Annotated in this window: 23 protein-coding genes; 8 read left to right on the forward strand and 15 right to left on the reverse strand. The window is 47.0% G+C overall.

The features are described from left to right. Positions 1 to 28 precede the first annotated feature (28 nt). Positions 29 to 2,140 carry an ATP-dependent DNA helicase RecG gene (recG, locus tag V7Q13_RS04530; RefSeq protein ID WP_333799493.1) on the reverse strand — a complete coding sequence of 704 codons (2,112 nt, stop codon included), beginning with the start codon at positions 2,138 to 2,140 and terminating at the stop codon, positions 29 to 31. A 212-nt stretch (positions 2,141 to 2,352) separates the two neighbouring features. Between recG and V7Q13_RS04535 the strand changes: the two genes are divergently transcribed. From V7Q13_RS04535 to V7Q13_RS04545, 3 genes are all read left to right on the forward strand, one after another. Further along, positions 2,353 to 3,222, forward strand: coding sequence for a DUF4382 domain-containing protein (locus V7Q13_RS04535; RefSeq protein WP_333799494.1), 870 nt, complete (start codon positions 2,353 to 2,355; stop codon positions 3,220 to 3,222). 135 nt (positions 3,223 to 3,357) lie between these two features. Then, on the forward strand, positions 3,358 to 4,383 hold the full coding sequence (gene trpS / locus V7Q13_RS04540; RefSeq protein WP_333799495.1) for a tryptophan--tRNA ligase: 1,026 nt from the start codon (positions 3,358 to 3,360) through the stop codon (positions 4,381 to 4,383). Between the two features lie 123 nt (positions 4,384 to 4,506). Further along, positions 4,507 to 5,142 (forward strand): deoxynucleoside kinase, encoded by a 636-nt coding sequence (locus tag V7Q13_RS04545; RefSeq protein WP_157479584.1) that lies wholly within the window; start codon positions 4,507 to 4,509, stop codon positions 5,140 to 5,142. A gap of 76 nt (positions 5,143 to 5,218) precedes the next feature. Here V7Q13_RS04545 and V7Q13_RS04550 read toward each other — a convergent pair whose 3' ends face one another. The 9 genes from V7Q13_RS04550 to V7Q13_RS04590 form a co-directional block, all read right to left on the reverse strand. Next, positions 5,219 to 6,238 (reverse strand): hypothetical protein, encoded by a 1,020-nt coding sequence (locus V7Q13_RS04550; RefSeq protein ID WP_333799496.1) that lies wholly within the window; start codon positions 6,236 to 6,238, stop codon positions 5,219 to 5,221. Positions 6,239 to 6,258: 20 nt separating this feature from the next. Next, entirely contained in the window at positions 6,259 to 6,942 is a 684-nt protein-coding gene (locus tag V7Q13_RS04555; RefSeq protein WP_333799497.1) for a lipoprotein signal peptidase, read from the reverse strand. A 92-nt stretch (positions 6,943 to 7,034) separates the two neighbouring features. Then, positions 7,035 to 9,485: a bifunctional UDP-N-acetylmuramoyl-tripeptide:D-alanyl-D-alanine ligase/alanine racemase gene (locus V7Q13_RS04560; RefSeq protein ID WP_333799498.1), complete on the reverse strand. Its 2,451-nt coding sequence runs from the start codon at positions 9,483 to 9,485 to the stop codon at positions 7,035 to 7,037. A gap of 4 nt (positions 9,486 to 9,489) precedes the next feature. Continuing rightward, a complete protein-coding gene (locus V7Q13_RS04565; protein WP_333799499.1) occupies positions 9,490 to 10,512 on the reverse strand; it encodes a TerC/Alx family metal homeostasis membrane protein in 1,023 nt (340 codons plus the stop codon). 31 nt (positions 10,513 to 10,543) lie between these two features. Next, on the reverse strand, positions 10,544 to 12,259 hold the full coding sequence (gene gldG / locus V7Q13_RS04570) for a gliding motility-associated ABC transporter substrate-binding protein GldG (RefSeq protein WP_333799500.1): 1,716 nt from the start codon (positions 12,257 to 12,259) through the stop codon (positions 10,544 to 10,546). A 24-nt stretch (positions 12,260 to 12,283) separates the two neighbouring features. Then, a complete protein-coding gene (locus V7Q13_RS04575; RefSeq protein WP_333799501.1) occupies positions 12,284 to 13,006 on the reverse strand; it encodes an ABC transporter permease in 723 nt (240 codons plus the stop codon). Between the two features lie 142 nt (positions 13,007 to 13,148). Next, positions 13,149 to 13,502, reverse strand: a complete 354-nt coding sequence (locus V7Q13_RS04580; RefSeq protein WP_333799502.1) for a HesB/IscA family protein — start codon at positions 13,500 to 13,502, stop codon at positions 13,149 to 13,151. A 186-nt stretch (positions 13,503 to 13,688) separates the two neighbouring features. Further along, positions 13,689 to 14,108 carry a Fe-S cluster assembly scaffold IscU gene (gene iscU, locus V7Q13_RS04585; RefSeq protein WP_333799503.1) on the reverse strand — a complete coding sequence of 140 codons (420 nt, stop codon included), beginning with the start codon at positions 14,106 to 14,108 and terminating at the stop codon, positions 13,689 to 13,691. Positions 14,109 to 14,217: 109 nt separating this feature from the next. Continuing rightward, positions 14,218 to 15,438: an IscS subfamily cysteine desulfurase gene (locus tag V7Q13_RS04590; RefSeq protein WP_333799504.1), complete on the reverse strand. Its 1,221-nt coding sequence runs from the start codon at positions 15,436 to 15,438 to the stop codon at positions 14,218 to 14,220. 191 nt (positions 15,439 to 15,629) lie between these two features. Here V7Q13_RS04590 and mce point away from each other — a divergent pair, with 191 nt between their 5' ends. Further along, a complete protein-coding gene (mce, locus tag V7Q13_RS04595; protein ID WP_333799505.1) occupies positions 15,630 to 16,040 on the forward strand; it encodes a methylmalonyl-CoA epimerase in 411 nt (136 codons plus the stop codon). Between the two features lie 217 nt (positions 16,041 to 16,257). Here the strand turns inward: mce and rnc are convergent, their stop codons facing one another. The 3 genes from rnc to V7Q13_RS04610 all read right to left on the reverse strand — a co-directional run bounded on the left by rnc (position 16,258) and on the right by V7Q13_RS04610 (position 18,596). After that, positions 16,258 to 16,968: a ribonuclease III gene (gene rnc, locus V7Q13_RS04600; protein WP_333799506.1), complete on the reverse strand. Its 711-nt coding sequence runs from the start codon at positions 16,966 to 16,968 to the stop codon at positions 16,258 to 16,260. Between the two features lie 45 nt (positions 16,969 to 17,013). Continuing rightward, positions 17,014 to 18,267, reverse strand: coding sequence for a beta-ketoacyl-ACP synthase II (gene fabF / locus V7Q13_RS04605; protein ID WP_333799507.1), 1,254 nt, complete (start codon positions 18,265 to 18,267; stop codon positions 17,014 to 17,016). Positions 18,268 to 18,359: 92 nt separating this feature from the next. Next, entirely contained in the window at positions 18,360 to 18,596 is a 237-nt protein-coding gene (locus tag V7Q13_RS04610; RefSeq protein WP_147189896.1) for an acyl carrier protein, read from the reverse strand. Positions 18,597 to 18,926: 330 nt separating this feature from the next. Between V7Q13_RS04610 and V7Q13_RS04615 the strand changes: the two genes are divergently transcribed. From V7Q13_RS04615 to V7Q13_RS04630, 4 genes are all read left to right on the forward strand, one after another. Then, positions 18,927 to 19,922: a sugar phosphate nucleotidyltransferase gene (locus tag V7Q13_RS04615; protein WP_333799508.1), complete on the forward strand. Its 996-nt coding sequence runs from the start codon at positions 18,927 to 18,929 to the stop codon at positions 19,920 to 19,922. 175 nt (positions 19,923 to 20,097) lie between these two features. Then, positions 20,098 to 21,063: an NAD(P)H-dependent flavin oxidoreductase gene (locus tag V7Q13_RS04620; RefSeq protein WP_333799509.1), complete on the forward strand. Its 966-nt coding sequence runs from the start codon at positions 20,098 to 20,100 to the stop codon at positions 21,061 to 21,063. A 168-nt stretch (positions 21,064 to 21,231) separates the two neighbouring features. After that, positions 21,232 to 21,927, forward strand: coding sequence for an HAD family hydrolase (locus V7Q13_RS04625; protein ID WP_333799510.1), 696 nt, complete (start codon positions 21,232 to 21,234; stop codon positions 21,925 to 21,927). A gap of 112 nt (positions 21,928 to 22,039) precedes the next feature. Then, positions 22,040 to 23,407, forward strand: coding sequence for a TrpB-like pyridoxal phosphate-dependent enzyme (locus tag V7Q13_RS04630; protein ID WP_333799511.1), 1,368 nt, complete (start codon positions 22,040 to 22,042; stop codon positions 23,405 to 23,407). Between the two features lie 74 nt (positions 23,408 to 23,481). Here V7Q13_RS04630 and V7Q13_RS04635 read toward each other — a convergent pair whose 3' ends face one another. Next, positions 23,482 to 24,816, reverse strand: coding sequence for an ABC transporter permease (locus V7Q13_RS04635; protein WP_333799512.1), 1,335 nt, complete (start codon positions 24,814 to 24,816; stop codon positions 23,482 to 23,484). A 39-nt stretch (positions 24,817 to 24,855) separates the two neighbouring features. After that, the gene (locus V7Q13_RS04640) at positions 24,856 to 25,785 is read right to left on the reverse strand and encodes an ABC transporter ATP-binding protein (RefSeq protein ID WP_157479608.1); all 930 of its coding nucleotides are present in this window, start codon (positions 25,783 to 25,785) and stop codon (positions 24,856 to 24,858) included. Positions 25,786 to 25,879 lie beyond the last annotated feature (94 nt).

A 25,879-nucleotide genomic window follows, 5' to 3' on the forward strand; every position in this document is an offset into this window, starting at 1 on the left:
ACAAACGCTTAGCAGCCTATATTTCTTGTTAAGAAATCTTAGACCAGAACGTTTTTCCTTTTTTTGCCAGCAAATGTTGACGCAAAGCAGCATGCTCCGGCCTTATAAGTTCTACATCTTCTTCCAGCAAATTCTCTGCCATTCGTTGCGCAGCTTCCATCAATGCTTTGTCGTGCATAATAGAGGCCAGTTTAAAATTGAGCATTCCGCTTTGGCGGGTGCCTTCTATATCGCCGGGGCCACGCAACTCCATGTCTTTTTCTGCTATGCGAAAACCATCGTTGGTTTCACACATAATCTTTAACCGCTCCCGGGCATCGGTGGTTAATTTAGGGCCGGTTAATAAAATACAAAAGCTTTTTTCGCTGCCGCGGCCCACCCTGCCCCGCAGCTGGTGCAATTGGCTCAAACCAAACTTTTCGGCACTTTCTATTACCATCACACTGGCGTTGGGTACGTTCACCCCCACTTCAATTACGGTTGTACTCACCATAATCTGAGTGTCGCCTTTTACAAACCGTTGCATGTTGGTGTCTTTTTCTTCGGCACTCATACGACCATGCACCATGCTGATGTAAAACTTCGGTTCCGGAAAAAATGCTTTCACATTTTCGTAGCCCCGCATCAGGTTTTCATATTCCAGTTTGCTGCTTTCTTCTATCAGCGGAAAAATGATGTATGCCTGACGGCCCTTCTGAATTTCTTCGCCCACAAATTCCAGCACGTTATGCCGGCTGCTTTCGTAGCGGTGCACAGTGGTAATGGGTTGCCTGCCGGGTGGCAGTTCATCCATCACCGAACAATCCAAGTCGCCAAACAAACTCATGCTGAGTGTACGGGGGATGGGTGTTGCCGTCATCACCAATACATGCGGTGGTATCTCATTTTTTTGCCACAGCTTACTGCGCTGCTCTACCCCAAAACGATGCTGTTCATCAATCACCACAAAACCGAGGTTTTTGAATTGCACCGTGTCTTCTATGAGTGCATGGGTACCAATGAGGATATGAATTTCTCCATCAACAGCCCGTTGTAAAATCTTCCTGCGTTCGGCGGCTTTTACACTACCCGTAAGTAAGGCCACCGTAACGGGCATGTCTTTCAGCAATTGGCTAATGCCCGCAAAGTGTTGCTGCGCCAGTATTTCCGTGGGTGCCATCAGGCAGCTTTGAAAACCATTGTCGGCGGCCAACAACATGCTGAGCAAAGCCACAATGGTTTTGCCACTGCCCACATCGCCTTGCAGCAAGCGGTTCATTTGATGGCCACGACCACAGTCGGTGCGTATCTCTTTAATCACCCGTTTTTGCGCATTGGTGAGTGCAAAGGGCAAATGATTTGCATAAAACTCATTGAACAACGCCCCCACCTGATGAAAGATGACGCCCTTGCTCAACTGATGGCGTTTGATTTTTACTTGATTGAGTTTGATTTGCAGCACAAACAATTCTTCAAACTTCAAGCGACGGAGTGCGGCATCATAAGTGGCTTGGTCTGGCGGAAAATGAATGTTACGATATGCATCAAACCGGGGCATGAGTTTACCCGCTGCCATAATAGATGCCGGTAAAAACTCGGGCACATCACGGGGAGAAATTTGCGGCAATAATGCAGCTGTTAACTTGCCCAGTGCCCTGCCCGTTATAAATTTTGTCTTGAGCTTTTCGGTAGTCGGATATACAGGTTCCAAAAAATTTCTGCCTGCTACATTTTCCTCATCAGCGGGTTCTATTTCGGGATGTGTAATGCTGGGTCGGTTTTTAAACCAGGCTACTTTGCCATACACTACATATTGCCTGCCGGGCACCAGCATTTTCTTCACCCATTGCACGCCCTGAAACCAGGTGAGTTCTAATTCTCCCGTGCCATCCCGCAAAATAGCCGACAGCCTTTTGCGACCCTTGTCGCCTATTTCTTCCGGCTCGCCAAGTATGCCCCGCACCTGCACCATTTCCATACCCGGCGCTATGGCCGATATAGGAAACACCCGTGTTTTATCAATGTGCCTGTACGGAAAATGCTCCAGCAAATCGCCAAAGCTGTGAATGTTCAATTCTTTGCGCAGCATATCGCCCCGTTGCGGTCCCACACCTTTCAGGTATTCAATGGGCGACTCTAATATGGATGGTCCATGCTGCATGCGTGGCTAAAATACATCATGCATGCAAGCGGAGAGTATTTGCCATTTGAAGATGCATTTTTTACAGAAAATTTATTGTGGCAAACACAATAAAATGCATGCTACACAGGCAAGAAAAAAACTTCATGAGCAGTTAAACCATCATTGTTTTTTCCCATCTCTACTCTTGCTAACAACACTTGTTCATTGCATTAATCAACAAAACAAACACTATGAAACGCAACCATTTTTCATTTGGCCTTTCCCTGTTGCTGCTTGCTTTTACCCTTGTTTTTGCTGCCTGTTCTAAATCGGGAGCCGATGAAAGTAGTTCGTCAGTGGCACTCTACCTGACGGACGGACCGGGTGAGTTCGATGCCGTCAACATCGACATTCAAAAGGTGGAAGTAAAAGTAGACACCAACCGGGCACACAAAAACGATGACAACTTTGGCCGTGGCGACAATGACAATGATGATCATTTGGGCCGCAGCGATGCCTTTGGTTTTTGGGTAGATCTGAACGTAACACCGGGCGTGATTGACGTACTCACTTTGCGCAATGGTATTGAGCAAAAGCTGGGCGAAGCCGGCATTAGCGGTGGCACGGTGCGTAAGGTGCGCATTACCCTCGGCAGCAACAACACCGTGGTAAAAAATGGTGTTACCTACAACCTCACCCTTTTCAATCCGGTGAACAATTATGTGTACATCCAACTGTTTGACAAGCACCGCGAAAGAGGCATTGGCAATGGCATCAAAGTATGGATGGATTTCGACGTGGCCAGCTCTATTGTAGAAGTGAATGGTCAGTTTTTCCTGAAGCCGGTGATTCGTCCTTTCTGCAACGCCAATTTTGGTACGGTAGCCGGTACCGTAAAACCTGCTGAAGCCAAAGCTGTGGTGCGCATCAGCGATGGCGCCGGTTTCAATGCCGTAGCACTGCCCAACCGCGAAGGCAACTACAAACTGCGTGGCCTGCCCGATGGTACGTACACTGTAACCTTTGAAGGTATAGCCCCCTACATTGCCCAAACCAAGACAAATGTAGTGGTGAAAAAAGGGGAAACCACCAAGCTCGAAACCGTCACATTGTTGAAATAAATAACCCCTGGAAAGTTGATCGTAAAAAGCCATCCATGTGATGGCTTTTTTTATGCAGGCATTTTTTCTGAAAAGCCTTGCAGCAGCGCAGAAAGCACGGTTTCAACACGGGTGAAATGTTATCTTCGCCGCCCTATGAGTAAAGAACGAGTGTTGACGGGCATCAGGCCCACCGGTTTTCTGCATTTGGGCAACTATTTCGGGGCCACCCGCAATTTTTTGCAAATGCAACAAGCGTACGATTGTTATGTGTTTGTGGCCGACTGGCATAGCCTCACCACACACCCCGATACCAAGGAACTGCAAAACAGCGTACGCCGTGTGGTAGCCGAAAACATTGCCTGCGGTCTCAATCCCGACGAAATAACCTTGTACGTGCAAAGCGATGTGCCCGAAATTTCGGAGCTCTATCTCTACCTGAATATGCTGGCCTACAAAGGCGAGTTGGAAAAGACCACTACGTTTAAAGAAAAAGTTCGTCAGCACCCCGACAATGTGAATGCCGGTTTGCTCACCTATCCGGTGTTGCAGGCGGCTGATATTCTCATACACCGGGCAGGCAAAGTGCCCGTGGGCAAAGACCAGGAGCAACACCTGGAAATGGCCCGCAACTTTGCGCAGCGTTTCAATTTCCGCTATGGTGCTGGTGAGGAAATTTTACCTGAACCACAAGCGTTCAACTACAGCGGCGGTGAACTCATTAAAATTTTGAGCCTCGATGGCAATGGCAAAATGAGCAAGAGCGAAAATGCGATGAACACCATTTACCTCTGCGACGAAGCTGATTTGCTGCGCAAAAAAATTATGAAGGCCAAAACCGACCAGGGACCTGCAGAGCCCAACAGCCCCAAGCCCGATTATATCGAAAACCTGTTTACCCTCATGAAGCTGGTGAGCAGCGCCGATACCGTGGCCAAGTTTGAAGCCGACTACAACAACAGCAGCACCGGCAATGTGGTGATTCGCTATGGCGATATGAAAAAGCAACTGGCCGAAGACATGGTGAATTTTCTGCAACCCATCCGCGAAAAAACCAATGAGCTGCTCAACAACCCCGAAGCACTGGGCAAGGTGATGCAGGCCGGCAAAGACAAAGCCCGGGCCAGCGCCGCCGAAACCATCCGCATGGTGCGGGAAGCCGTTGGTGTGAAATACTATTAATCATTTTTTATCTGTAGGTCGGCAATTGGTTGGCAGAAAGGTCGTTTTCCCTAACTTGTACCCCGCTGCTGTATTGCCGCCATATCAACATTTTTGATCCATTTTAAATAGCACTTTCTGCTCATGGCAAAATCGAAGAAGCCGAAACACATAGCGATTGCAGGCAATATTGGTGCCGGCAAAACCACCCTGACCGAGCAACTGAGTAAACACTACCGCTGGATACCTCAATTCGAAGATGTAGAACACAACCCCTACCTCAACGATTTTTATGAGGACATGCCCCGCTGGAGTTTCAACCTGCAGATTTATTTTCTGAATAGCCGCCTCAACCAGATTCTGGAAATTCAGCGTGGTAATGAAACCATTATTCAGGACAGAACCATTTATGAAGATGCCATGATTTTTGCGCCCAACCTGCACGACATGGGCCTCATGAGCAAACGTGATTTCGATAACTACTACAAGTTTTTTGAAACACTGCGTAGCATGGTTCAACCACCAGACTTGCTCATTTACCTCAAAGCATCGGTACCCACGCTGGTAGGTCAAATTCAAAAGCGTGGCCGTGAATACGAAGAAAACATTCGCCTCGATTATTTGAAAAAACTGAACGAATACTACACCCGTTTCATTGAGTCGTACACCGAAGGACCTGTGCTGGTGATTGATGTAGACAAAAACAAATTTGCAGAGCGGGAAGAAGACCTCGGCGAAATTTTGCAAAAGATAGACAGCCAGTTGTTTGGTTTGTTTTAACCGAAACGACTATGCTTCAAATAAAAAACCTGCTGACAATATCAGCAGTTTTTTATTGATAAATATTGAACTGATTTTAATTGACCTGGAACGCTTGTAAGCGATAGCCAAAAAACGGATCGGGTGCTGCCACCTGAATGAGGCCGATGCCTCTGGCGTACCAGCTTTCGAAGCTTACCACATCTACAAAAGGTGCTACAGCCGTGGCTTGTAGCTGCTGCGTAGTTCTCACTTTAATTACGTTTCTATACACTTTGCCATCTACTGCCGCATCAATATTGCGTTGCGTTATGTCCATTTTCAAACGCATTTTCACCGGTACTGATGCTGCAGTTGTATTTACTTCGGGGCTAAACCATGTAGTACCTGCAGCTGCATTGTCTTTCAAAAAAATCCATTCTCCGGCAATCACTGAGTCAGACAAGCCAAACTGGTCTAAATCATCGTAAGCAAAATATTCGCCCGGTGCTTTTCTGTACAAAGAAGTGTCTGTAACAGCAGTGTGATATACATTTTGGAAAATATCGTACTGCCTGCCCGTAGCTGCCAGCGTGATGGTTGTACCTGTAGCTATAGATCGCACCGTATCTGATGGCGCAGCTGCCGGATCGTTGGAAACATAGTTCCACCAGCTGTTTAATGTGGTGGGGAAATAATCGAGCCCGGTACTCGCAACAACAGGCAGCACTTCTAATGAAAAAGTACAGCTGCTGGCTTTAAATTTTACTGTGTAGTTAAATAAGCCAGGATTGAGGGGTGTGCCCCATGCCTGTAATTTTATTGTTGAAATACCTACGTTTGATACACTGCCAGTGTCAGAAAAATATAGTCCGTTTTCAGTCTCAGTAAAAATGATGTAATCACCTGCCTTTGTAAAGTTCACATCCACCAAAAGATATTCTGCAGTATCACTGGCAATACCTTGCCCATAGACACCTGCAATCGTAATATTAGCGCAGGCATAGGGGTCTCCGACCAGCCGACCTTCTGCTGTGTTACCTACAGGCAGTGCGCCAGATTCGAGGCTTAGTTCTTTGGAGCAACCGATCCAAACAAAAGCGGCAAGCAGTGTGAGATATGGTAAGCTTTTTTTCATGTGCAATTTTTATGTCACTATCAGGAAACCTGTGCATCATCTGTGGTAGCAGAGTTTGTTTCAACAGTGGGATGCGTTTTTGCTGGTTCTTCTTTTTTGAAAAAACGATTTTGAAAGAGTAATATTATAATTAGCCCGATAGAAATGCTGGCATCGGCAATATTGAACACAGGGCTAAAAAACAAAAACGGTTCGCCTCCCCATACCGGCAGCCATTTTGGAAACGTGCCTTCTACCAACGGGAAGTACAACATGTCCACCACTTTGCCGTGTAAAAAACCAGCGTAGCCACCACCTTCGGGCATAAAGGCCGCTACTTTTCCGGTTCCGTATTCACTGGCTTCAAAAATCATTCCGTAAAACATAGAGTCGATGAGGTTGCCAATAGCACCTGCAATAATCAATCCTACACAAATGATGAACCCCGGATGTTCTTTCTTTTTAATCAGCTTGCCCACATAGTACAAGCCAAACACTACCGCCACCATTCTGAATACGGTGAGTGCAATTTTGCCCCAGCTACCGCTACCGCCAAGTTTCCAGCCCCATGCCATGCCTTCATTTTCTACAAAATGTAGTTTAAACCAGTCGCCAATCATATTGTGCTCTTCGCCCAAAAAATAATTGGTTTTAATGTAAAACTTGAACCACTGGTCTACAATCAAAATCAGCAGAATGAGGGCAATGATGTGTCGCTTTTTCACAGAATGAATTTGAAAATGTTGGTGGCAAAGATAACCGGAATAGCCCCTGCAAAATAGGTGCTGTGGGTATTAAGAAAAACCTATGGCCTTAGCTACTCGGCTTCTACATACACCCGCTTTACCCGCTGGCTAATGCCCGTCATAATTTCGTACGTAATGGTGTGGCACCAGCCGGCTACCGCTTGTATACTGATGTGGTCGCCAAATACTTCTACCAAATCGCCAGGCTGAACAGGTGGTAAATCCGTAACATCCAACATGGTCATATCCATACATACATTGCCCACCACAGGGGCTGTTTGTCCATGCAACCACATGCTGCCCACTCCATTGCCCAACTGCCGCGGATAGCCATCGGCATAACCAATGCGAACGGTGGCTATTACAGAAGGCCGTTGCAACACTGCCTTGCGGCCATAGCCCACTGTTTCACCTGCAGCTACTTTTTTTACCTGTGCTACGGTGGTGTAGAGTTTCATCACCGGTTGAAGGCCTGAAGTGCCACCATACAAACCAACACCCAACCGCACCATATCAAAATGTGCAGAAGGATGCCGCAAGATTGCCGCTGTGTTGGCGCAATGCTGTATAAATGAATATCCCAATCCGGCCGACAATAACGAGCATGCATTGCTGAACAACCTAATCTGCTCTTGGGTAAATGCATCAGCAGCAGCATCTTCACTAGCCACCAAATGTGTAAATACAGAACGTACTTGTAATACCTGCTGTTGCTGCAGCAGTTGCAATAGCATGGGCACGTCTTCAACAGCAAAGCCCAGGCGATGCATGCCCGTATCTACTTTAATATGAACGGGCCAGCTCTGCACACCGCGTTGTTTGCACCATTCCAGCAATGCCTGTAGCAATTCAAATGAATACACTTCGGGTTCCAGATTGTATTGCTCCATTACATCGAAAGATGGGGGATCGGTATTCAATACCATAATGGGCAAATGAATGCCCGCCTGACGCAATGCCACACCCTCATCGGGATAGGCCACTGCCAGATAATCTACACCACTAAACTGTAAGGCCCTCGCAATTTCTGCATCGCCACTGCCGTAACCGGAGGCTTTTACCATAGCCATTATTTTTACACCGGGCTGCACATGTTTTTTATAAAACTGCAGGTTGTGCTGTACCGCTGGCAAATGAATCTCCAGCACCGTTTGGTGTTGCTGTGCTTCCAGTTGCTGCGCTACTTTTTCCAGAGCAAACTGACGGCCACCTTTGATGAGTATGTCTTCTCTTTCAAAATGCAAGTTTGGCAATGCTGCCAGCAATTCGCTGGTTTGCATAAATGTATGCACGGGAAAAGATAACATTTCCGTTTGCTGCAATACCTGCTGCCACACCGGCCCTACTGTAACGAGGCGATGAATTGCTTTGGTTTGCAACAATTGCAGCAGTTGCTGATAATTTCCAAGATTGCCGATTCCTACAGACAAGTCGCTCAGCACAATGCTGCGGTGTTCATTTCTGCTTGGCTGAAACAGTAATTCAATGGCTTGTACCAGCGACGTAAAATCGTTGCTATAACTATCGTTGAGCAGGTTGCAATGACGAATGCCTTTTTTCCATTGCATCCGCATATCCAATGGCCGTAGCTGCGCAATTCGTTGTTGAATGATGTCCCAACCATAACCTGCATACAGCATATAGCACACTACATGCATCGCATTCATGATGCTGGCATCGTCGGCAAATGGGTAACGCAATGAATAATATGCTGCCTCGTATTGAAAATCCACCTTTGCAAATGATGGCTCTTTTTTTATTTCCAATAACTGCAACCATACTCCATCATGATAACCCCAGTTGAGCAATTGCCCTTTGAATTTTTTTGCTATTGATGCCACAGCCGCATCATCCGTATTGCAAATGATGGCTGTACAGCTTTGAAAGAGTCGCCATTTTTCCTGCAACTTTTCCTCTACAGTGGCAAAGCCTTCTGCATGTGCATCGCCCAGCATGGTGAAGATGCCAATGGTCGGTTGAATGATGGATTGCAAAGCCTGCATCTCACCCCGCTGTGAAATGCCAGCTTCAATAATGGCGAGTTGAGTATCAGCCTGCATGAGCCACACACTCAACGGCACACCTATTTGTGAGTTATAACTCTTGGGGCTACGGGCAATTTGTACATCGTGATGCAACACTTCGTACAGCCATTCCTTAACAATTGTTTTTCCATTGCTACCCGTAATGCCAATAACCGGACAATGAAATTGCCGGCGATGTGCAGCAGCCAATTGTTGCAAAGCTGTCAACGTATCAGGTACTTGCAGGAACACCGCATCTTCCATTGTTTTTTCTGGCAAATGATGACAGAGAAAAACACGTACCCCTTGCTGATAAGCATCTGGTATAAAACTATGGCCGCTGCGCTGTGCGGTATCAATAGCAACGAAAAGCGTTTCTGCAGGAAATGCCATTCGCCGCGAATCGACAGACAAGTAACGGATGGCTACATCATTGCTGCCATGCTGCGTTGCTTGCATCATAGCAGCCAGCACAGATGTATGATACGTTTCTGTCATGCAGTTATTGTTTAGGCAATACAGAGTCGTCTACCACATCTGGTGGCATATTTTTCTTTTTCATAAACAATGAATAGAAAATAGACCCTGTGATACACAATGCAATTACACCGAGTGAAATACCCACCTGAACGGGTTTACTCACCCACATATTTATCCAGTGCTCACCCAGCATTTTTACACCAATAAATACGAGCACTATGGCAATGCCTTGCTGCAGGTAATCAAACTTATTAACCGCACCCCGCAGCAGGAAGAACAATGAACGCAAACCCAACACGGCAAAAATATTGCTGGTGTAAATAATCAACGGATCACGGGAGATGCCCATGACTGCAGGAATAGAATCCAACGCAAATACAAGATCGATAGCCGCCAGCAATACCACCACTACAAACAAGGTAGTGTACACAGGCTTGCCATTTTCCCGAATCATGAATTTACCATCGCCATCAGTTGCTGTGAGTGGCATAAACTTTTTGAGCAGCTTGTAGATTTTCGATTCATGCGGATCGAAGGCTTCATCTTCATTGGAGGTAAACATTTTGTAGCCGGTGTACACCAGAAACACCCCGAAAATGTACAATACCCAATGAAACTTAGCCACCAATGCCACACCCACCGTAATGAACAAAATGCGGAATACAATAGCCATTAAAATACCAATGAGCAACACCCTCGAATAGTTTTTGGGCTGCACATTAAAAGAGTTGAAAATGAGAATGAACACGAAAATGTTATCGATGCTCAGGCTCCATTCCATAAGGTAGGCACTCAAAAATTCGAAAGCCAGTTGGTACTTACCTACAGCTACATCGGCAGTCGTATTTTCTGTAGCCAGTTGCGGCCCTTCAAACAACAAAAAAACAAAAAAAGCCAGTGCCAAACTCACCCAAAAGAAGGTTTGGTACAAAGCCGATTTAATGCTGATGATTTTGTTTTTCTTACTCAACAAACCCAGATCCATTACCAATGCAATGGACAATACGATGCCGAAAACGAGGTAAACAATTTGATGTGCACTCATGCCTTATGGTATAATTGAAAATTGAAATGTTTTAGCGGGTGTAGCGTTTGCGGCGCAGCCATTGCATAATGCCTGCGGCCATCAAAAGCAACAGCAATGGTAAGCCAATGTTCAGCATCCGCCATTGGTTGCCGGAGGCTTCCAGCTTTTTAGGATCGAGCAGGCGGAGTGTAAAGTCCTTGCTTCGTGTGGCCATGATGCCAGTCTCGTCCGTCATGTAATCAATGGCATTGAGCAAAAAGTTTCTGTTGGCAAACTGGTATTGTGTGTAGGGGTTGGTACCCATGGCCAGCGGGCCTTCGCGGCTGAAACCGTTGAGTACCCAGTCGCCATCGCCGGTAATCAACACCTGGCCGGGCTTGCTGGCACTAGCCAAAAAAGGAGTACCCATTGCAGCCAAAGAATCTGCCACAGTTCTCGGCAAGCGGTTCGCAAACAAACTATTGAATTTGCCTTGCAACAAAACCGCCAGTGGCACATTGCTCTGCTTAAATGCAGATGCGTTATCCAGCTTCTTTAGTATCTCTACAGTTACTATCAGCGGTGCATTTTCGGTACGGGTAGTATTGCTACTGGTAAGCAAAATATTTTTCTCAATGCCTTCCGCTTTTACAGTGTCAATGCTGTTGGGAAACTGCATGACCACCGCATCCAGATTTTTGGCAATGGGGTGATTGCTTTGGCTGTATAGTAAAGGAAAATACGGCCATGGCAACAATTCAATTTGTGGTTGATCGCCTACCATGCCCACGGCTTGCGGCAGCACATCGCTCTGCTTATCCTGCACCAGATTTTGATTGATGCGGGCTCCGTATTTGAACATCAAATCATCAATGCGCAAATCACGGCCATAGGCTGTAAAATCTTTACCGCTGCGCACCAGGCTGTCCATGTCAGCATGCAGGGCATCCATCAGCAACAACAGTTTGCCACCCCGCATCAGGTACTGGTCAATTTTTAATTTGTCTTCATCGCTAAATGGCGTAGACGGTTTTACAATCATCAATGCTTTGATGCTATCGCTGATGTAAGGTTGCTGCTGCAGGTTCAGCAAGAAGAAACGATACTTCGATTGCAGTGTTTGGCTGAGGTCGTAGGTTTCGGGCCCCATGGGCTCGCCATTGCCCACCGCATAGGCCACGGTAGGCACATAGCTGTTTTGCAGGCTATTGATGGCCGACGCAAACAGGTATTCCATTTGCGCCTCAGCATTGTTGATGGTTTCAAACTGCAGGCCTGCAGCATTGGGATTGAGAAAACCTTTATTGCCCTGACCTTCCAATAAATTCACGGTAGTAAAATCATCGCCGCTACGCACCAGTGCTACCGGATAGTTGAACACCGCAGCGGAACCTGTTTTAGTAACCTCATTCAATTTTACCGCACTGCTTTTGAGCCACGTGGTTTTAAACGTATCATCCAGCGGAAAACGAACGGAGTCGTTCATGAAATCGTCTGGCGACACAAACCGGTACGTTAGATTGCCGTTGCTGATACTGCGACAGTCGGCCAAAAAACGATCGGTGGCTTGTGCCAGTTTGCGAAAGCCCGATGGCAAATCATCGCCACCCAACAGTACGGTTATTTCTACTGGCGCTTTCAGCTGCTGCAGCAATTGCTCACTGGCATTGCTCACAGTGTAGCGTTGCTCTGCAGTGAGATCTACGCGGTATTGCCACTGTGCACTCACCAAAATGAGGGCTACAGCTGCCACTACCACTAACCAACCGGTATATTTTTTCATCATCCTGTTTGCTTCAAAAAAAATCAATTAACGACGGGCCAGCAACGAACGGGTGCCATACAAAAACAAGCCAATGATGACACTGAAATACAACACATCATTCAACGCAATTACACCGCGGCTCACATTTTTATAATGTTCATCCATACCCAGCAACGCCACCCAATAATCAGCACCACCTTGTAATGCAGGAATGCCTGCAACCGCTGCAAAAGCACTGTACAACACAAAGCTCATGAAAGCCGCCAGCAAAAAACTGACGATGGGATTGGCAGTGAGGGCACTGCTGGCAATACCAATAGCGGTGAATGCACCAGCTAATAATATCAATCCGATATAAGAACCTGCTATGCCGCCTGTATCAATACTGCCGTTGATGCTGAGCATGCTGATAGTAACGACATACAACAAAGTAGGCAATAATGCCAGCAACACCACAGTAAGCGATGCCGCATATTTGGCCCATACAATTTGCCAAAGGCTGACAGGTCTTGTTTTCAACAGTTCCCAAGTGCCGCTCTTAAACTCATCGCTCAGGCTGCGCATGGTAACGGCAGGTACCAACAGTAGCAGCACCCAAGGTGCCAGTTCAAAATATTTATCGAGAGTGGCATAGCCAAAATCGAAAATGCTGGTATCGGGAAAAACAAACAGAAACAGGCCCATGAGCAGCAAAAACAAGCCAATGCTCAGGTAGCCCGTAAGACTGCTGAAAAACTGCCGGAGTTCTTTTAGAAAAAGTGCTTGCATAAAGTGTACAAATTAACGGCTAAGAACTGACATCAATGCGATGCAATCAGGCGGTTTATCCAAAGCTTTTCTAATGTTTTATAAAAAAACGACTGCCCAAAAGAGCAGTCGCCTATGTTGACAAAAACTAATTCGCTACTATTTATACCGCAAAACTTTCGCCACAACCACAGCTGCGGCTGGCATTGGGGTTGTTGAAATAAAACCCTTTGCCATTGAGGCCATCGCTAAAATCGAGTTCGGTATTTACCAGATACAAAAAGCTTTTGAGGTCGCACACCAGTTTCAGGCCTTTGTCTTCAAACACCTGATCCATGGGCTTTTGCTCATTGTCGAAATCCATTTTGTAGGTAAGACCGCTACATCCACCACCTACTACACTTACCCGCAAAAAGTAGCTGTCGTCGCCGGCAATACCTGCGTCCGTCATCAGGGCGTCTACTTTCTTTTTGGCCTTATCGCTTACCGTAATGGCATTGTCTACTGCTATACTCATATCCAAATCAATTGGTTGGTTGGCTATTGTCAAAAACCGTTCCGTGGCAAATGTACTGCCAATTTGTACGTACAAATGAAGAGGTAGCTGGCAATTTCCTCATTTCAAAACAAGGATTCCTGAAAGCGCAAAACAGCCGGTAATGGCTGCTTTGCATCTTAGATTACCTTGAAAAAAATCCGTGTATTAGTGTACCACGCTGTCTTCAAATTGCAACGCTTCCATGCCATTTTTTACACGGTAGTCGTTGATGGCTGCTTTAATGGCGTCTTCGGCCAGTACTGAGCAGTGAATTTTTACAGGTGGCAGGTTCAGCTCTTCTACAAACTCCATGTTGTCTACAGTAAGGGCTTGGTCAATGGTTTTGCCCTTGAGCCATTCTGTAGCCAGGCTTGAAGAAGCGATGGCAGAGCCGCAGCCAAATGTTTTGAATTTGGCATCGGTGATGGTGCCGGTAGCGTCGTCTACTTCAATTTGCAAACGCATTACGTCGCCGCACTCAGGAGCACCCACGAGGCCGGTACCTACATTCTTTTTTGCTTTGTCCAGTGTGCCCACATTCTTGGGGTTCTGGTAGTGGTCAATTACTTTTTCTGAGTATGCCATGGTGTTTAGTTTTTTAGTTGACTGGTTAACAGGTTGACAAGTGAAATACAAATTAGTAGAAGGTGGCCAACACTTATCAACTGGTCAACCTTCCAACTTTCCAACTCCATTAGTGGTGTGCCCACTCAATGGTATTGAGGTCGATGCCTTCTTTGAACATCTCCCACAACGGGCTCATTTCGCGGAGCTTGAGCACGGTGTTGGTGATTTGCTCAATGGTATAATCAATTTGTTCTTCGGTAGTGAAACGGCTGAGGCCAAAACGCAATGAAGAGTGGGCCAGATCGTCACCCAGGCCCAGGGCTTTGAGCACATAGCTAGGCTCGAGGCTGGCGCTGGTACAAGCCGAACCAGAGCTGAGTGCAATGTTCTTATTGAAGCCCATCAACAAACCTTCACCTTCTACATACTTAAAGCTGATGTTGCTCACATGGGGCAAACGATGAGCAGGATCGCCGTTTACGTAGGCTTCTTCTATTTTCAGCAGAGCCTGCTCCAGCTTGTCGCGGAGGCGGCTGGTATGCGCAGCATCTTTGTCCATTTCGAGGCGGGCCAGTTCGCAGGCTTTACCAAAACCTACAATGCCGGGTACGTTCAGCGTACCGCTACGCATGCCACGTTCGTGACCGCCACCGTCCATTTGGGCAGTTACTTTTACCCTTGGGTTTTTGCGGCGTACATACAGGGCACCAACGCCTTTTGGACCGTACATTTTATGGCCGGTAAATGCCATGATGTCGATGCCGTCGGCTTTTACATCTACAGGAATTTTACCCACTGCTTGTACCGCATCGCTGAACAACAATACGCCGTGCTTTTTGGCAATGGCACTGATTTCGCGGATAGGCTGAATCACACCAATTTCGTTGTTGGCGTACATGATGGCAATGAGGATGGTAGTAGGCTTAATGGCCGCTTCCAATTCTGCCAGGTCTATCAAACCACTGGGCTTTACATCGAGGTAAGTTACTTCTGCACCCTGCTTTTCGAGGTGCTTGCAGGTATCGAGCACAGCCTTGTGCTCAATGTTCATGGTGATGATGTGGTTACCCTTGCTGGCATACATTTCAAATACGCCCTTGATGCCGAGGTTGTCGCCTTCGGTAGCACCACTGGTAAAAATAATTTCTTTCGGATCAGCATTGATGAGCTGAGCTACCTGCTCACGGGCATAGTCTACGGCTTCTTCTGCCGCCCAGCCAAAAGGGTGGTTGCGGCTGGCGGCGTTGCCAAACTGTTGGGTAAAGTAAGGTACCATAGCGTCTACCACACGTGGGTCGCAAGGGGTAGTTGCATTGTTGTCGAGGTAAACAGGTAATTGAAGATTCATATTTTTCACTTGGTATTTTACGAAAATAATAGCCTGCACCGGTAGCAGGTGCTGGCTAATCAGTACTAACAACACAAATGTAGTTCATTTGGTTGCCTGCAAAAATCCAAACCCGTATGGCACAAGGCTTTTTCCACAAATCGTAAGGCTAGGATGGGGTAAATTTGCACTGACAACAAAGCCTGCCAGTCATGAAAAAAATTGAACACATCGGCATTGCCGTTTCTACCCTTGAAACTGCCATTCCTGTATACGAAGCCCTGCTCAACACCCCCTGCTACAAAACTGAGGAAGTAGCTTCAGAAAATGTAAAAACGGCCTTTTTTCAGGTGGGTCCCAATAAAATAGAGCTTTTAGAAAGTACCGACCCCGACGGCGTCATTACAAAATTCATTGGCAAAAAAGGCGAAGGCCTGCACCACATGGCCTTTGAGGTAACAGATATTTTCGCCGAAATGGAGCGGTTAAAAGCGGCGGGATTTGTGCTGCTGAATGAGCAACCCAAGCAGGGCGCAGATAATAAACTGGTTTGTTTTGTACACCCAAAAGGCACTAATGGCGTGTTGGTAGAACTTTGTCAGGAAAGGAAGAATAAGGAATGAGGAATGAGGAATGATGAATGATGAATAAGTAATGACATCGGAACCGAATGCTTTCGGTCTTTCGGACTGCAGACTTTCAACACAGCCCGCCCTAAAGGGTACTCCCCAAGGAAGGGAGAAAGCTATAGCCTTTCGGTCTCCGGACTTTAACAAGCTCAGACTTCGTCACCGACTCCGGTCTTTCCGTCTCCGGACTCCGGACTTTCGGTCTTTCGGTCTATAATCCCAATTTCTCTACCGCTTGCAGTGCCGCCATTTGGCTGGCGTCTTTTTTGTTGAATCCACGGCCGGCGGCAATCACTTCGCCATCCAGCTTTACGCCCACAATAAACAGGCGTCGGCCCCGCTCCTGCTTTTCTTCCAGTGTTTCAAAATCAATACTGCGACTTTGCTTGTTGGCCCAGCCAATAAGCTTGTTTTTGATGTTGATGTCTTGCAGTTCCAGATCATCGAGCAATAGGTGGGGCAATATGATGCGTTTGGTAACCCAACGCAATGTTTGCTTGTAGCCCTTATCTAAATAGATGGCGCCAACCAAGGCTTCCAGCGTGTTGCCAAAAATCTGGCTGTTTTTGAGGGCACTGTCAATTTTGTTGAACTGGGTAATTTTTTTCACCCCCATTTTAAGGGCAATATCATTGAGCATTTGTCGGTTTACCATTTTACTCCGCATTTCCGTCAAAAAGCCTTCGCCTTTTTTAGGATAGCGCATAAACAGGTAATCAGCTACCACTGCACTCAAAATAGCATCGCCCAAATATTCGAGGCGTTCGTTGTTTTCTTCGGCAGTTTCTTTTACCGAGCGGTGGCTCAGTGCCGTCAGGTACAGTTCTACGTTGCCTGGTTTAAAACCAAGCACATTTTTCAGCTGCTCCCTGAAATTTTCCCGATGCTTATCGGTGCTAAATAAATCGGTAATCCAACTCACACAACAGACGTAATTAAGAAATGAAAATAGCCATGCTGCTGCGCCTTATGCTACAAACTTCTTCACAATCACACAAGCATTGTGCCCGCCAAAACCAAAGGTGTTGCTCAGCGCAGCATTTACCGTACGGTATTGTGCTTTATTGAAGGTGAAGTTTAAGCGTGGATCCAGTTCAGGATCATCGGTAAAGTGATTAATGGTGGGAGGAACCACATCATGCAACACAGCTTGTATGCAGGCTACTGTTTCTATTACGCCTGCGGCACCCAGGCAGTGGCCGGTCATAGATTTGGTGGCACTGATGTTGAGCTTGTAGGCGTGTTCGCCAAAAACAGCTTGTATGGCTTTTACCTCGGCACCATCACCAATGGGGGTAGATGTACCGTGGGTATTGATGTAGTCAATTTCTTCGGGGCGCATGCCGGCATCGGCCAAGGCTGCCAGCATTACATGCTTGGCACCCAACCCTTCGGGGTGAGGGGCGGTAATATGATAGGCATCGGCACTGGCTCCGCTACCGGCGAGTTCGCAAATAATGCGGGCACCACGGGCCTGAGCATGTTCCAGGCTTTCGAGGATCAGGGCACCGGCACCTTCTCCCATTACAAAACCATCGCGGTCTTTGTCGTAAGGACGGCTGGCTGTTTCGGGGCTGTCGTTGCGTTCGCTCATGGCCTTCATAGAGTTAAAGCCACCAACACCTGCTTCGCTAATCACCGCTTCGGAGCCACCAGCCAAAATCACATCGGCCTTGCCTGCCCGAATGAGGTCGAGGGCTACGCCAATGGCATTGGTAGAAGAAGCACAAGCACTGGTAACAGCAAAGTTGGGACCACGCAAACCATGCCGCATCGAAATTTGGCCTGCAGCAATGTCCAAAATCATTTTGGGAATAAAGAAGGGATTGAAACGAGGCGTTCCATCGCCTTTGGCGAAATTGATTACTTCTTCCTGAAAGGTGATGAGGCCACCAATACCGCTGGCAAAAATGACACCGGCACGGTCTACGTCTATATTGTCTTTATTCAAACCGGCGTCTGCCATGGCCTGGTCGCTTACTACCAAAGCCAACTGACAATACCGGTCGAGTTTACGAGCTTCCTTTCGGTCGAGATAGTCCTGCGGGTCAAAATTTTTCAGTTCGCAAGCAAAACGGGTTTTGAATTTCGATGCATCGAAAAGGGTGATGGGACCAGCGCCACTTACACCATTTACCATGTTTTGCCAAGTATCTGCTACTGTATTTCCCAAGGCGCTGAGGGCACCAATGCCGGTAACTACTACTCTTTTTTGGCTCATAAACAATCGGATATCTGCTGAATAAAAAATGGGGAACACACCTCTGGCGCATGCCAAAAAAGGAGTGTTCCCAATAAGATTAAAGAAAACGATTACTTGGCGTGTTCTTCCAGGTATGTTACAGCCTGACCTACCGTTGTAATTGTTTCTGCCTGCTCGTCGGGGATAGAAATGTTGAATTCTTTTTCAAATTCCATGATGAGCTCTACGGTATCCAAAGAATCGGCACCGAGATCGTTGGTGAATGAAGCTTCTGTAGTTACTTCTGCTTCGTCAACACCAAGCTTGTCGACAATTATTTTCTTTACTCGAGTTGCGATGTCGCTCATGATATGAGATTTTAGTACGGCGCAAAAATAGAGTTTTTGAGAAACAAACAAATAAACCTCCCTTTTTGTGTACAACTGATTGGGGAAACTTCGCCAATGGCTGCTTGTTGCAGGCTAAAAAGATGTGTTGTTTCACCGCTTTTGCTTGTTTGAATTCCTGTAATTTCGCTTCCCCTCATCAGCCGGCAACGGCTTTCACACCTGCTTCCTAGCATTTTCATTCCCTGTTGTAGCCCCTGTCAGGCTCAACTTACAGATTTATCATAGCAAGCAAAAAGGAGGCTGAAAACGTGAACAACTCAGTCCTATTGCCTGCAAAAACATATTCAGGTGAAAGCAATCATTCCCGTAGCGGGAGCCGGCACCAAACTCCGGCCACATACATATACACAGCCAAAAGCATTGATTCCCATTGCCGGCAAAACCATCCTCAGCTTTATTGTAGATCAACTGCAGGAAGCCGGTGTAAAAGAATACATCTTTATAGTAGGCTACCTCGGCGAAAAAATCAGGGACTTTGTACAACAAGCATACCCGCATTTGCAAACGCATTTTGTATACCAAAATGAACGTCAGGGTACCGGCCACGCCATTTTGCTTTCGCAAGACATTGTACAAGATGACGAACTTATAGTAGTACTGGGCGACACTATTTGTGAGTATGACGTAAAAGATGTGGTGAACAGCCTGGTGAGTATGCTCGGCATTAAAAAGGTAGATGACCCCCGCAGTTTTGGTGTAGCCGAGCTCGACGATGATGGCCATGTAGAACGGGTGGTGGAAAAACCAGCTATTCCCAAAAGCAATATGGCCCTGGTGGGTATCTATAAAATCAGGGAAACCCATTTATTGTTTGAATGCCTGCACCAAATTTTATCGCAAGACATACGTACCAACGGTGATTATAACCTTACTGATGCATTGCAATGTATGATTGGTAAAGGAGCCAATTTTAAAGGCTTTCGGGTGCAAAACTGGTTCGACTGCGGTAAGAAAGAAACCTTGCTGGAAAGCAACGCCACCCTGCTCAAAAAAAATGGCGGCAATGTAAATCCGTTACAACACACGTTTGAAAACACTATCATCATTCCGCCGGTGAGCATTGCTCCGGGTTGCAGCATCAAAAATTCTATCATTGGTCCGCATGTGGCCATCGGCAGCAACACCACGGTCAACTATTCCATCATCCGCGACAGCATTATTGGTTCGTACACCAACCTGTTTGAAGTAGTGCTCGACAACAGCCTGATTGGTAGCGATGCCAGTGTAAAAGGCCTGAGCCGAAGCCTCAACATTGGCGACAATACTGAGATTGACTTTGGGTAATATTTTGAAACGAAAAGCCGCAAGGTAGCTAAGGATTTTACCACAGAGAAGCACAGGCAACAGAAGGCATCTATTCTGAATAAATTCGTGTCATTCGTGATTATCGAGTGTATTCCAATTTGTGCTTTACTCATTCGTGAAAGTTGGTTAATCCGTGTTTCACTAAATTGCCTGCATGCAAAACAGAATCATCTCTTTATTCGATATTGAATTACCCATCATTCAGGCCGGTATGATTTGGGCCAGCGGCTGGCGACTGGCCAGTGCCGTAGGCAATGCCGGCGGCCTTGGCATGCTAGGCGCCGGCAGCATGTATCCTGAAGTGTTACAATCACATATCCGCCAATACAAAGCCGCCAGCAGTAAGCCCTTTGCCGTAAATCTGCCGCTGCTTTATCCCGATATCGACAAGCACATTCAAATAATTATTGAAGAAAAAGTGCCCATCGTTTTTACCAGCGCCGGCAATCCAAAAACATGGACGGGTATGCTGAAAAGTAATGGCATAAAAGTGGTGCATGTAGTAAGCAGCAGCAAGTTTGCACTAAAGGCACAAGAAGCAGGCTGTGATGCAGTGGTGGCTGAAGGTTTTGAAGCCGGTGGCCACAACGGCCGTGAAGAAACCACCACGTTGGTGCTCATTCCTGCTGTAGCAAAAGCGGTAGACATACCGGTGATTGCAGCCGGTGGCATTGGCACCGGTGCACAAATGGCCGCTGCGTTATGCCTGGGTGCAGAAGCCGTACAGGTAGGCAGCCGCTTTGTGGCCAGCCACGAAGCCAGCAGCCACGAGGCTTTTAAGCAAGCCGTGGTGCAAGCACAAGAAGGCGACACCAAACTCATGCTGAAAACCCTAACGCCAGTCAGATTGCTGAAAAACGAATTTTACCAGGCTGTTGAAGCTGCCGAAAACAATGCTGCCGGCAAAGAAGAACTTGCCGCATTGCTGGGCCGCGGCCGTGCCAAAAAAGGCATGTTTGAAGGTGATATGCAAGAAGGAGAACTGGAAATTGGTCAGGTGAGTGCTTTAATCAATAGCATACAACCAGCTGCAGCAATTGTGCACGAACTCTGGCAAGATTGCCAACGCAGTTTGCAACAAACAGCTACTGCGTTTACATCCAATTTGAAAATTGGCTAATGGAAAGGCAATAACAAATAAGCAATAAAGAATAAGAAATAAGGAAATACAAACAGCCATCACAAGTCTATTCAACTCGTGAACCCCTCGAACACTGGAACGCTGGAACTTTTGAAAGCTCAAACTTGTGAACTCGTAAACTTGTAAACTTACCAACTTCCTTACCCCATGCAACACCTCAAAGTCATAGCCTTCGACGCCGATGATACCCTCTGGGTAAACGAACCTTACTTCCGCGAAACGGAAGATAAGTTTTGCGCCCTGCTCGAAGATTTTATGCCGCTGCATACAGCGCAAAAAGCACTGTTTCAGATGGAAATGAAAAACCTGAAACTCTATGGCTACGGCGTAAAAGGCTTTATGCTCAGCATGATTGAATCTGCTTTGGAAATCAGCAACCATCAGGCAAAGCCTCTCGTGTATGAAAAGATATTGGCTTTCGGAAAAGAGCTGTTGGAAAAGCCGATAGAACTACTGCCGGGCGTAGAAGAGGTCTTGGAGAAATTACAACCACACTACCGCATTGTGGTAGCTACCAAAGGCGACCTGCTCGATCAGGAACGCAAACTCAAAAAAAGTGGTTTGGAAAAATATTTTCACCACATCGAAATCATGAGCGACAAGCAGGTGGCCGATTATGAGAAACTCATCCGCCATTTAGACATTCAGCCTTCTGAGTTCATGATGATTGGCAACTCACTGAAAAGCGATGTGCTGCCGGTGCTCGAAATGGGTGGTCATGCGGTGCATGTACCCTTTCATACCATATGGGAGCACGAACGCATCGACCACCAGGTGGAGCACAAAAATTTTATTCAGGTGGAGCATGCCAATGAGCTCTTATCGGTTTTGATAAAACCCTGACGAAAGCGCCGAATGCTGTAGTAATGTTTCGATTTTGAGGCAAAAACATTGACAACATCTTTTCAAATGCGCAGACTGCTTAATTTTCACACCTTAAAAGACAAGCAGTCATATGAAGGATGTAAAAATTTTACTGAGCGAAGATGAAATGCCCCGGCACTGGTACAATATCCAGGCCGATATGCCCAACAAGCCATTGCCACCCTTGCACCCCGGCACCAAAAAGCCGGTGGGCCCGCAAGATCTGGCACCGCTTTTTCCCATGGAACTTATCAAGCAGGAAGTAAGTCAGGACCCATGGATTGAAATACCCGACGAAGTGCGGGACATTTACCGCCAGTGGCGCCCCTCGCCATTGTTCAGGGCACGCCGGTTAGAAAAGCTGCTGGATACACCCGCTAAGATTTACTACAAATACGAAGGGGTGAGTCCCAGTGGCAGCCACAAAACCAACACAGCAGTTGCACAGGCTTATTACAACAAACAAGAAGGGGTAAAACGCATCACTACCGAAACAGGTGCGGGCCAGTGGGGCACTGCACTCAGTATTGCCTGCCAAATGTTTGGCATCGAATGCGAAGTGTACATGGTGCGCATCAGCTTTGAGCAAAAGCCATACCGCAAAGCACTCATGAATGCCTTTGGTGCCAAAGTATTCAGCTCTCCCACCAACCTTACCAATGCCGGCCGGCACATACTTGCTACCGACCCCAACACAGCGGGCAGCCTGGGCATTGCCATCAGCGAAGCCATTGAAATGGCTGTGCAAGATGAGCATACAAAATATGCATTGGGCAGTGTGCTCAACCACGTACTCATGCACCAAACCATCATTGGGCAAGAGTGCTTATTACAATTAGAAAAAGCCGGCGACTATCCCGATATCGTGATTGCACCGCTGGGCGGCGGCAGCAATTTTGCGGGCATGGCCTTTCCGTTTTTGCGTCACAATTTGGTGGATGGCAAACAAACCCGTTGCATAGCTGTAGAGCCCGCCAGTTGCCCCAAACTTACGCAGGGCGAATTCCGCTACGACTTTGGCGACTCTGCAGGTTATACCCCATTGCTGCCCATGTACACCTTGGGCCACAACTTTCGGCCCGCAGCCATACATGCCGGTGGCCTGCGCTACCATGGCGCCAGTGTATTGTGCAGCCAGCTGCTGAAAGATGGTTTGATTGAAGCCAAAGCCCTGCAACAATTGGAGTGCTTCGAAGCAGGTATTCAGTTTGCCAAGGCAGAAGGCATTATTCCGGCACCGGAAGCTAACCATGCTGTGGCGCAAGCCATCCGCGAAGCAAAGCTGTGCAAAGAATCGGGTGAAAGCAAAACCATTCTCTTCAACCTTTGCGGCCATGGCCACCTCGACCTGCAGGCCTACAACGACTACTTCGATGGTAAGTTGCAAGACCACTACCTCACCGAAGAAGAACTGAAAGGTAGTTTGAAAGAATTGGCCGACTACCCGCCGGTTGCATAACTGCACTTTCGTGATACAATAACAAAAAGGCTGAAGCAAACACTTCAGCCTTTTGTTTTATTCATCAATGAGCATTAGTCTTTTCTAAAAGCCCATTTCCACATTTCTTTCAGTGTTACTTTTTTTCCGTACATCAAAATGCCTGTGCGGTAAATTTTGGCACTCAGCCAGGTAGTACCCAAAAAGCCCAACACCAGCGATACCATGCTCAACGCCAGTTGCCAGTAAGGCACTGTACCCGGTACGCCAAAGGGCAGGCGGGCCATCATTACAATGGGTGAGCTAAACGGAATGATACTGGCCCAGGTAGCCAAGGCACTTTCGGGACGAGTTACCGCATTCATCATAATGACAATACTGAAAATAATGGGCATGGTAATGGGCATCATCAGGCTTTGTGCATCCTGCGGATCTTCATTTACTGCACTACCTACGGCCGCAAACAACGCTGCATAAAACAGGTAGCCAAATACAAAGTAGAACAAGAAACAACCTACAATGAACCACCAGTTAACGCTGCTCAATGTATGCTTAGCTTCAGCAAAAGCCATGGTAGCCTGATTGGCCTGAACAGCCATGCCCGCACCGGGTACACCTTTGTTCATGGCATTTACCTGCTCCATTACTTCGGCGGGTACAAACAGCCCAATGAGAGACGTGAGTCCCACAATGAGCAACACCCACAACACAAACTGCGTAACACCCACCGCACCAATGCCAATGATTTTTCCCAGCATTAACTGCTTTGGCTTTACGCTGCTCACCACCACTTCGGCTATGCGGTTGGTTTTTTCTTCCATCACACCACGCATTACCATGGCGCCGTACAAAAACAACGTAATGTAAATGAGAAAGCCTGCGCCATATCCCACTGCATACGCCACGCCGCTATTACCGGCTTTTACTTCGCTGCCGCCATCAAGCACTTTGTTGTCGAAGCCCACTTCTTTGGCCTGGCTGCGGATAGAATCATAAGCAGCTTTACTCATGCCGCCCTGCTGTGTAACCATGCGGGTTTCAATAGCATCGTTCAGCCTGCGGCGAATGCTGCCTTCGGTAATAACGCTCAGGTTTTTTCTGGTGTAAATTTCGAAGCGTTCTGTGGTGCTGTTCATGCCGTTGCCCGGCGCCAACAGTACAGCAGAATAACCTTTCGACAATAAAGAAGTATCTGCACCGGGCAAAAACTCAAATTTGAGTTGCTCGCCGGGCTCCAGAAATTCTTTGAGCAAACCGTTCTTATCAGCCACTGCAATTTTTTCCTGCTGCACATTTTTTACCGTCATAAAAATGACAGCCGCAATAATGCCTGCCAGTAAAATCGGTGTCAGAAAAGTACTGAGAACAAAAGTTTTTTTGGATACCCTGGTCAGGTATTCCCGTTTGATGATTAACCAGGTTTTATTCATAGAAAATAAGCTTGTAGGTAAAAGAAAAAGTGAAGGGCATTACAACGATGCATCAAACTTGCGGGCAGTGGGCGTGCCTTCTACAATTTTGATGAAGATGTCGTTGAGAGAAGGCAGAATTTCATTGAAGGATTGAATAGACACACCCTGCTGAATGAGGTATTGCAGCACTTCGTTGTTGCTCACACCGTCTTGCAGTTTGATGATGGCTTTCTGGTCTTTTTGCCCAATGACATTAAAGAGAGGCGTTTGCCATTGCCCTGCATCGGCAGCAGCACCTACAGCAAACAGATGTTCTTTAAAGTCTTGCTTTACCTGATCCACGGTGCCGTCCAGTACTTTTTTGCCTTTGTTTACCAGCACTATTTGTTTACAGATTTCTTCTACCTGCTCCATGCGGTGTGTAGAAAAAATAATAGTAGCACCTTCCTGTGCCAAACGGAAAATTTCGTCTTTAATAAGGTTAGCATTCACCGGATCGAGACCGCTGAATGGTTCATCGAGAATGATCAGTTTGGGGCGGTGCAGTACGGTGGTTACAAACTGCAGTTTCTGGCTCATACCCTTGCTCAGGTCTTCAACTTTTTTGTTCCACCAGCTTTCCATTTCGAGGCGTACAAACCAGTCTTTAATAGCGGCCATGGCATCGGCACGGCTCATGCCCCGCAGCTGTGCCAGATACAGTGCCTGCTCACCAATTTTCATTTTTTTGTACAAGCCTCTTTCTTCGGGCATGTAACCAATCTGGGCAATATCTTCTTCCGGCTGAAACTTGCGGCCATCAAAACTGATGCTGCCAGCGTCGGGAAAAAAGATACCCGTAATCATACGGATGAGCGTGGTTTTGCCGGCGCCATTGGGCCCGAGCAAACCAAAGATGCTACCCGGTGCAATGGAGAAAGAAATGTCGTCGACGGCTTTTTGCGAAGCAAAATGCTTCACCAGGTGATTGACCTCTAGAATGTTCATAAGTGATAGGTTGGAGCCATGAAGATAGGCACTACCTCTACTCACTTCATCTTTCTACACCAGTGGTTGCAGCGGCTTATCAGTTACAATAGCG

Source organism: Phnomibacter sp., assembly GCF_036803085.1.
Lineage (GTDB): Bacteria > Bacteroidota > Bacteroidia > Chitinophagales > Chitinophagaceae > Phnomibacter.

Bases quoted from the DNA above. Each gene is read 5' to 3' on its own strand.
- recG (WP_333799493.1), bottom strand. From the start codon at position 2,140: ATGCAGCATGGACCATCCATATTAGAGTCGCCCATTGAATACCTGAAA.
- V7Q13_RS04535 (WP_333799494.1), top strand. From the start codon at position 2,353: ATGAAACGCAACCATTTTTCATTTGGCCTTTCCCTGTTGCTGCTTGCT.
- trpS (WP_333799495.1), top strand. From the start codon at position 3,358: ATGAGTAAAGAACGAGTGTTGACGGGCATCAGGCCCACCGGTTTTCTG.
- V7Q13_RS04545 (WP_157479584.1), top strand. From the start codon at position 4,507: ATGGCAAAATCGAAGAAGCCGAAACACATAGCGATTGCAGGCAATATT.
- V7Q13_RS04550 (WP_333799496.1), bottom strand. From the start codon at position 6,238: ATGAAAAAAAGCTTACCATATCTCACACTGCTTGCCGCTTTTGTTTGG.
- V7Q13_RS04560 (WP_333799498.1), bottom strand. From the start codon at position 9,485: ATGACAGAAACGTATCATACATCTGTGCTGGCTGCTATGATGCAAGCA.
- V7Q13_RS04565 (WP_333799499.1), bottom strand. From the start codon at position 10,512: ATGAGTGCACATCAAATTGTTTACCTCGTTTTCGGCATCGTATTGTCC.
- gldG (WP_333799500.1), bottom strand. From the start codon at position 12,259: ATGATGAAAAAATATACCGGTTGGTTAGTGGTAGTGGCAGCTGTAGCC.
- V7Q13_RS04575 (WP_333799501.1), bottom strand. From the start codon at position 13,006: ATGCAAGCACTTTTTCTAAAAGAACTCCGGCAGTTTTTCAGCAGTCTT.
- V7Q13_RS04580 (WP_333799502.1), bottom strand. From the start codon at position 13,502: ATGAGTATAGCAGTAGACAATGCCATTACGGTAAGCGATAAGGCCAAA.
- iscU (WP_333799503.1), bottom strand. From the start codon at position 14,108: ATGGCATACTCAGAAAAAGTAATTGACCACTACCAGAACCCCAAGAAT.
- V7Q13_RS04590 (WP_333799504.1), bottom strand. From the start codon at position 15,438: ATGAATCTTCAATTACCTGTTTACCTCGACAACAATGCAACTACCCCT.
- mce (WP_333799505.1), top strand. From the start codon at position 15,630: ATGAAAAAAATTGAACACATCGGCATTGCCGTTTCTACCCTTGAAACT.
- fabF (WP_333799507.1), bottom strand. From the start codon at position 18,267: ATGAGCCAAAAAAGAGTAGTAGTTACCGGCATTGGTGCCCTCAGCGCC.
- V7Q13_RS04610 (WP_147189896.1), bottom strand. From the start codon at position 18,596: ATGAGCGACATCGCAACTCGAGTAAAGAAAATAATTGTCGACAAGCTT.
- V7Q13_RS04620 (WP_333799509.1), top strand. From the start codon at position 20,098: ATGCAAAACAGAATCATCTCTTTATTCGATATTGAATTACCCATCATT.
- V7Q13_RS04625 (WP_333799510.1), top strand. From the start codon at position 21,232: ATGCAACACCTCAAAGTCATAGCCTTCGACGCCGATGATACCCTCTGG.
- V7Q13_RS04630 (WP_333799511.1), top strand. From the start codon at position 22,040: ATGAAGGATGTAAAAATTTTACTGAGCGAAGATGAAATGCCCCGGCAC.
- V7Q13_RS04635 (WP_333799512.1), bottom strand. From the start codon at position 24,816: ATGAATAAAACCTGGTTAATCATCAAACGGGAATACCTGACCAGGGTA.
- V7Q13_RS04640 (WP_157479608.1), bottom strand. From the start codon at position 25,785: ATGAACATTCTAGAGGTCAATCACCTGGTGAAGCATTTTGCTTCGCAA.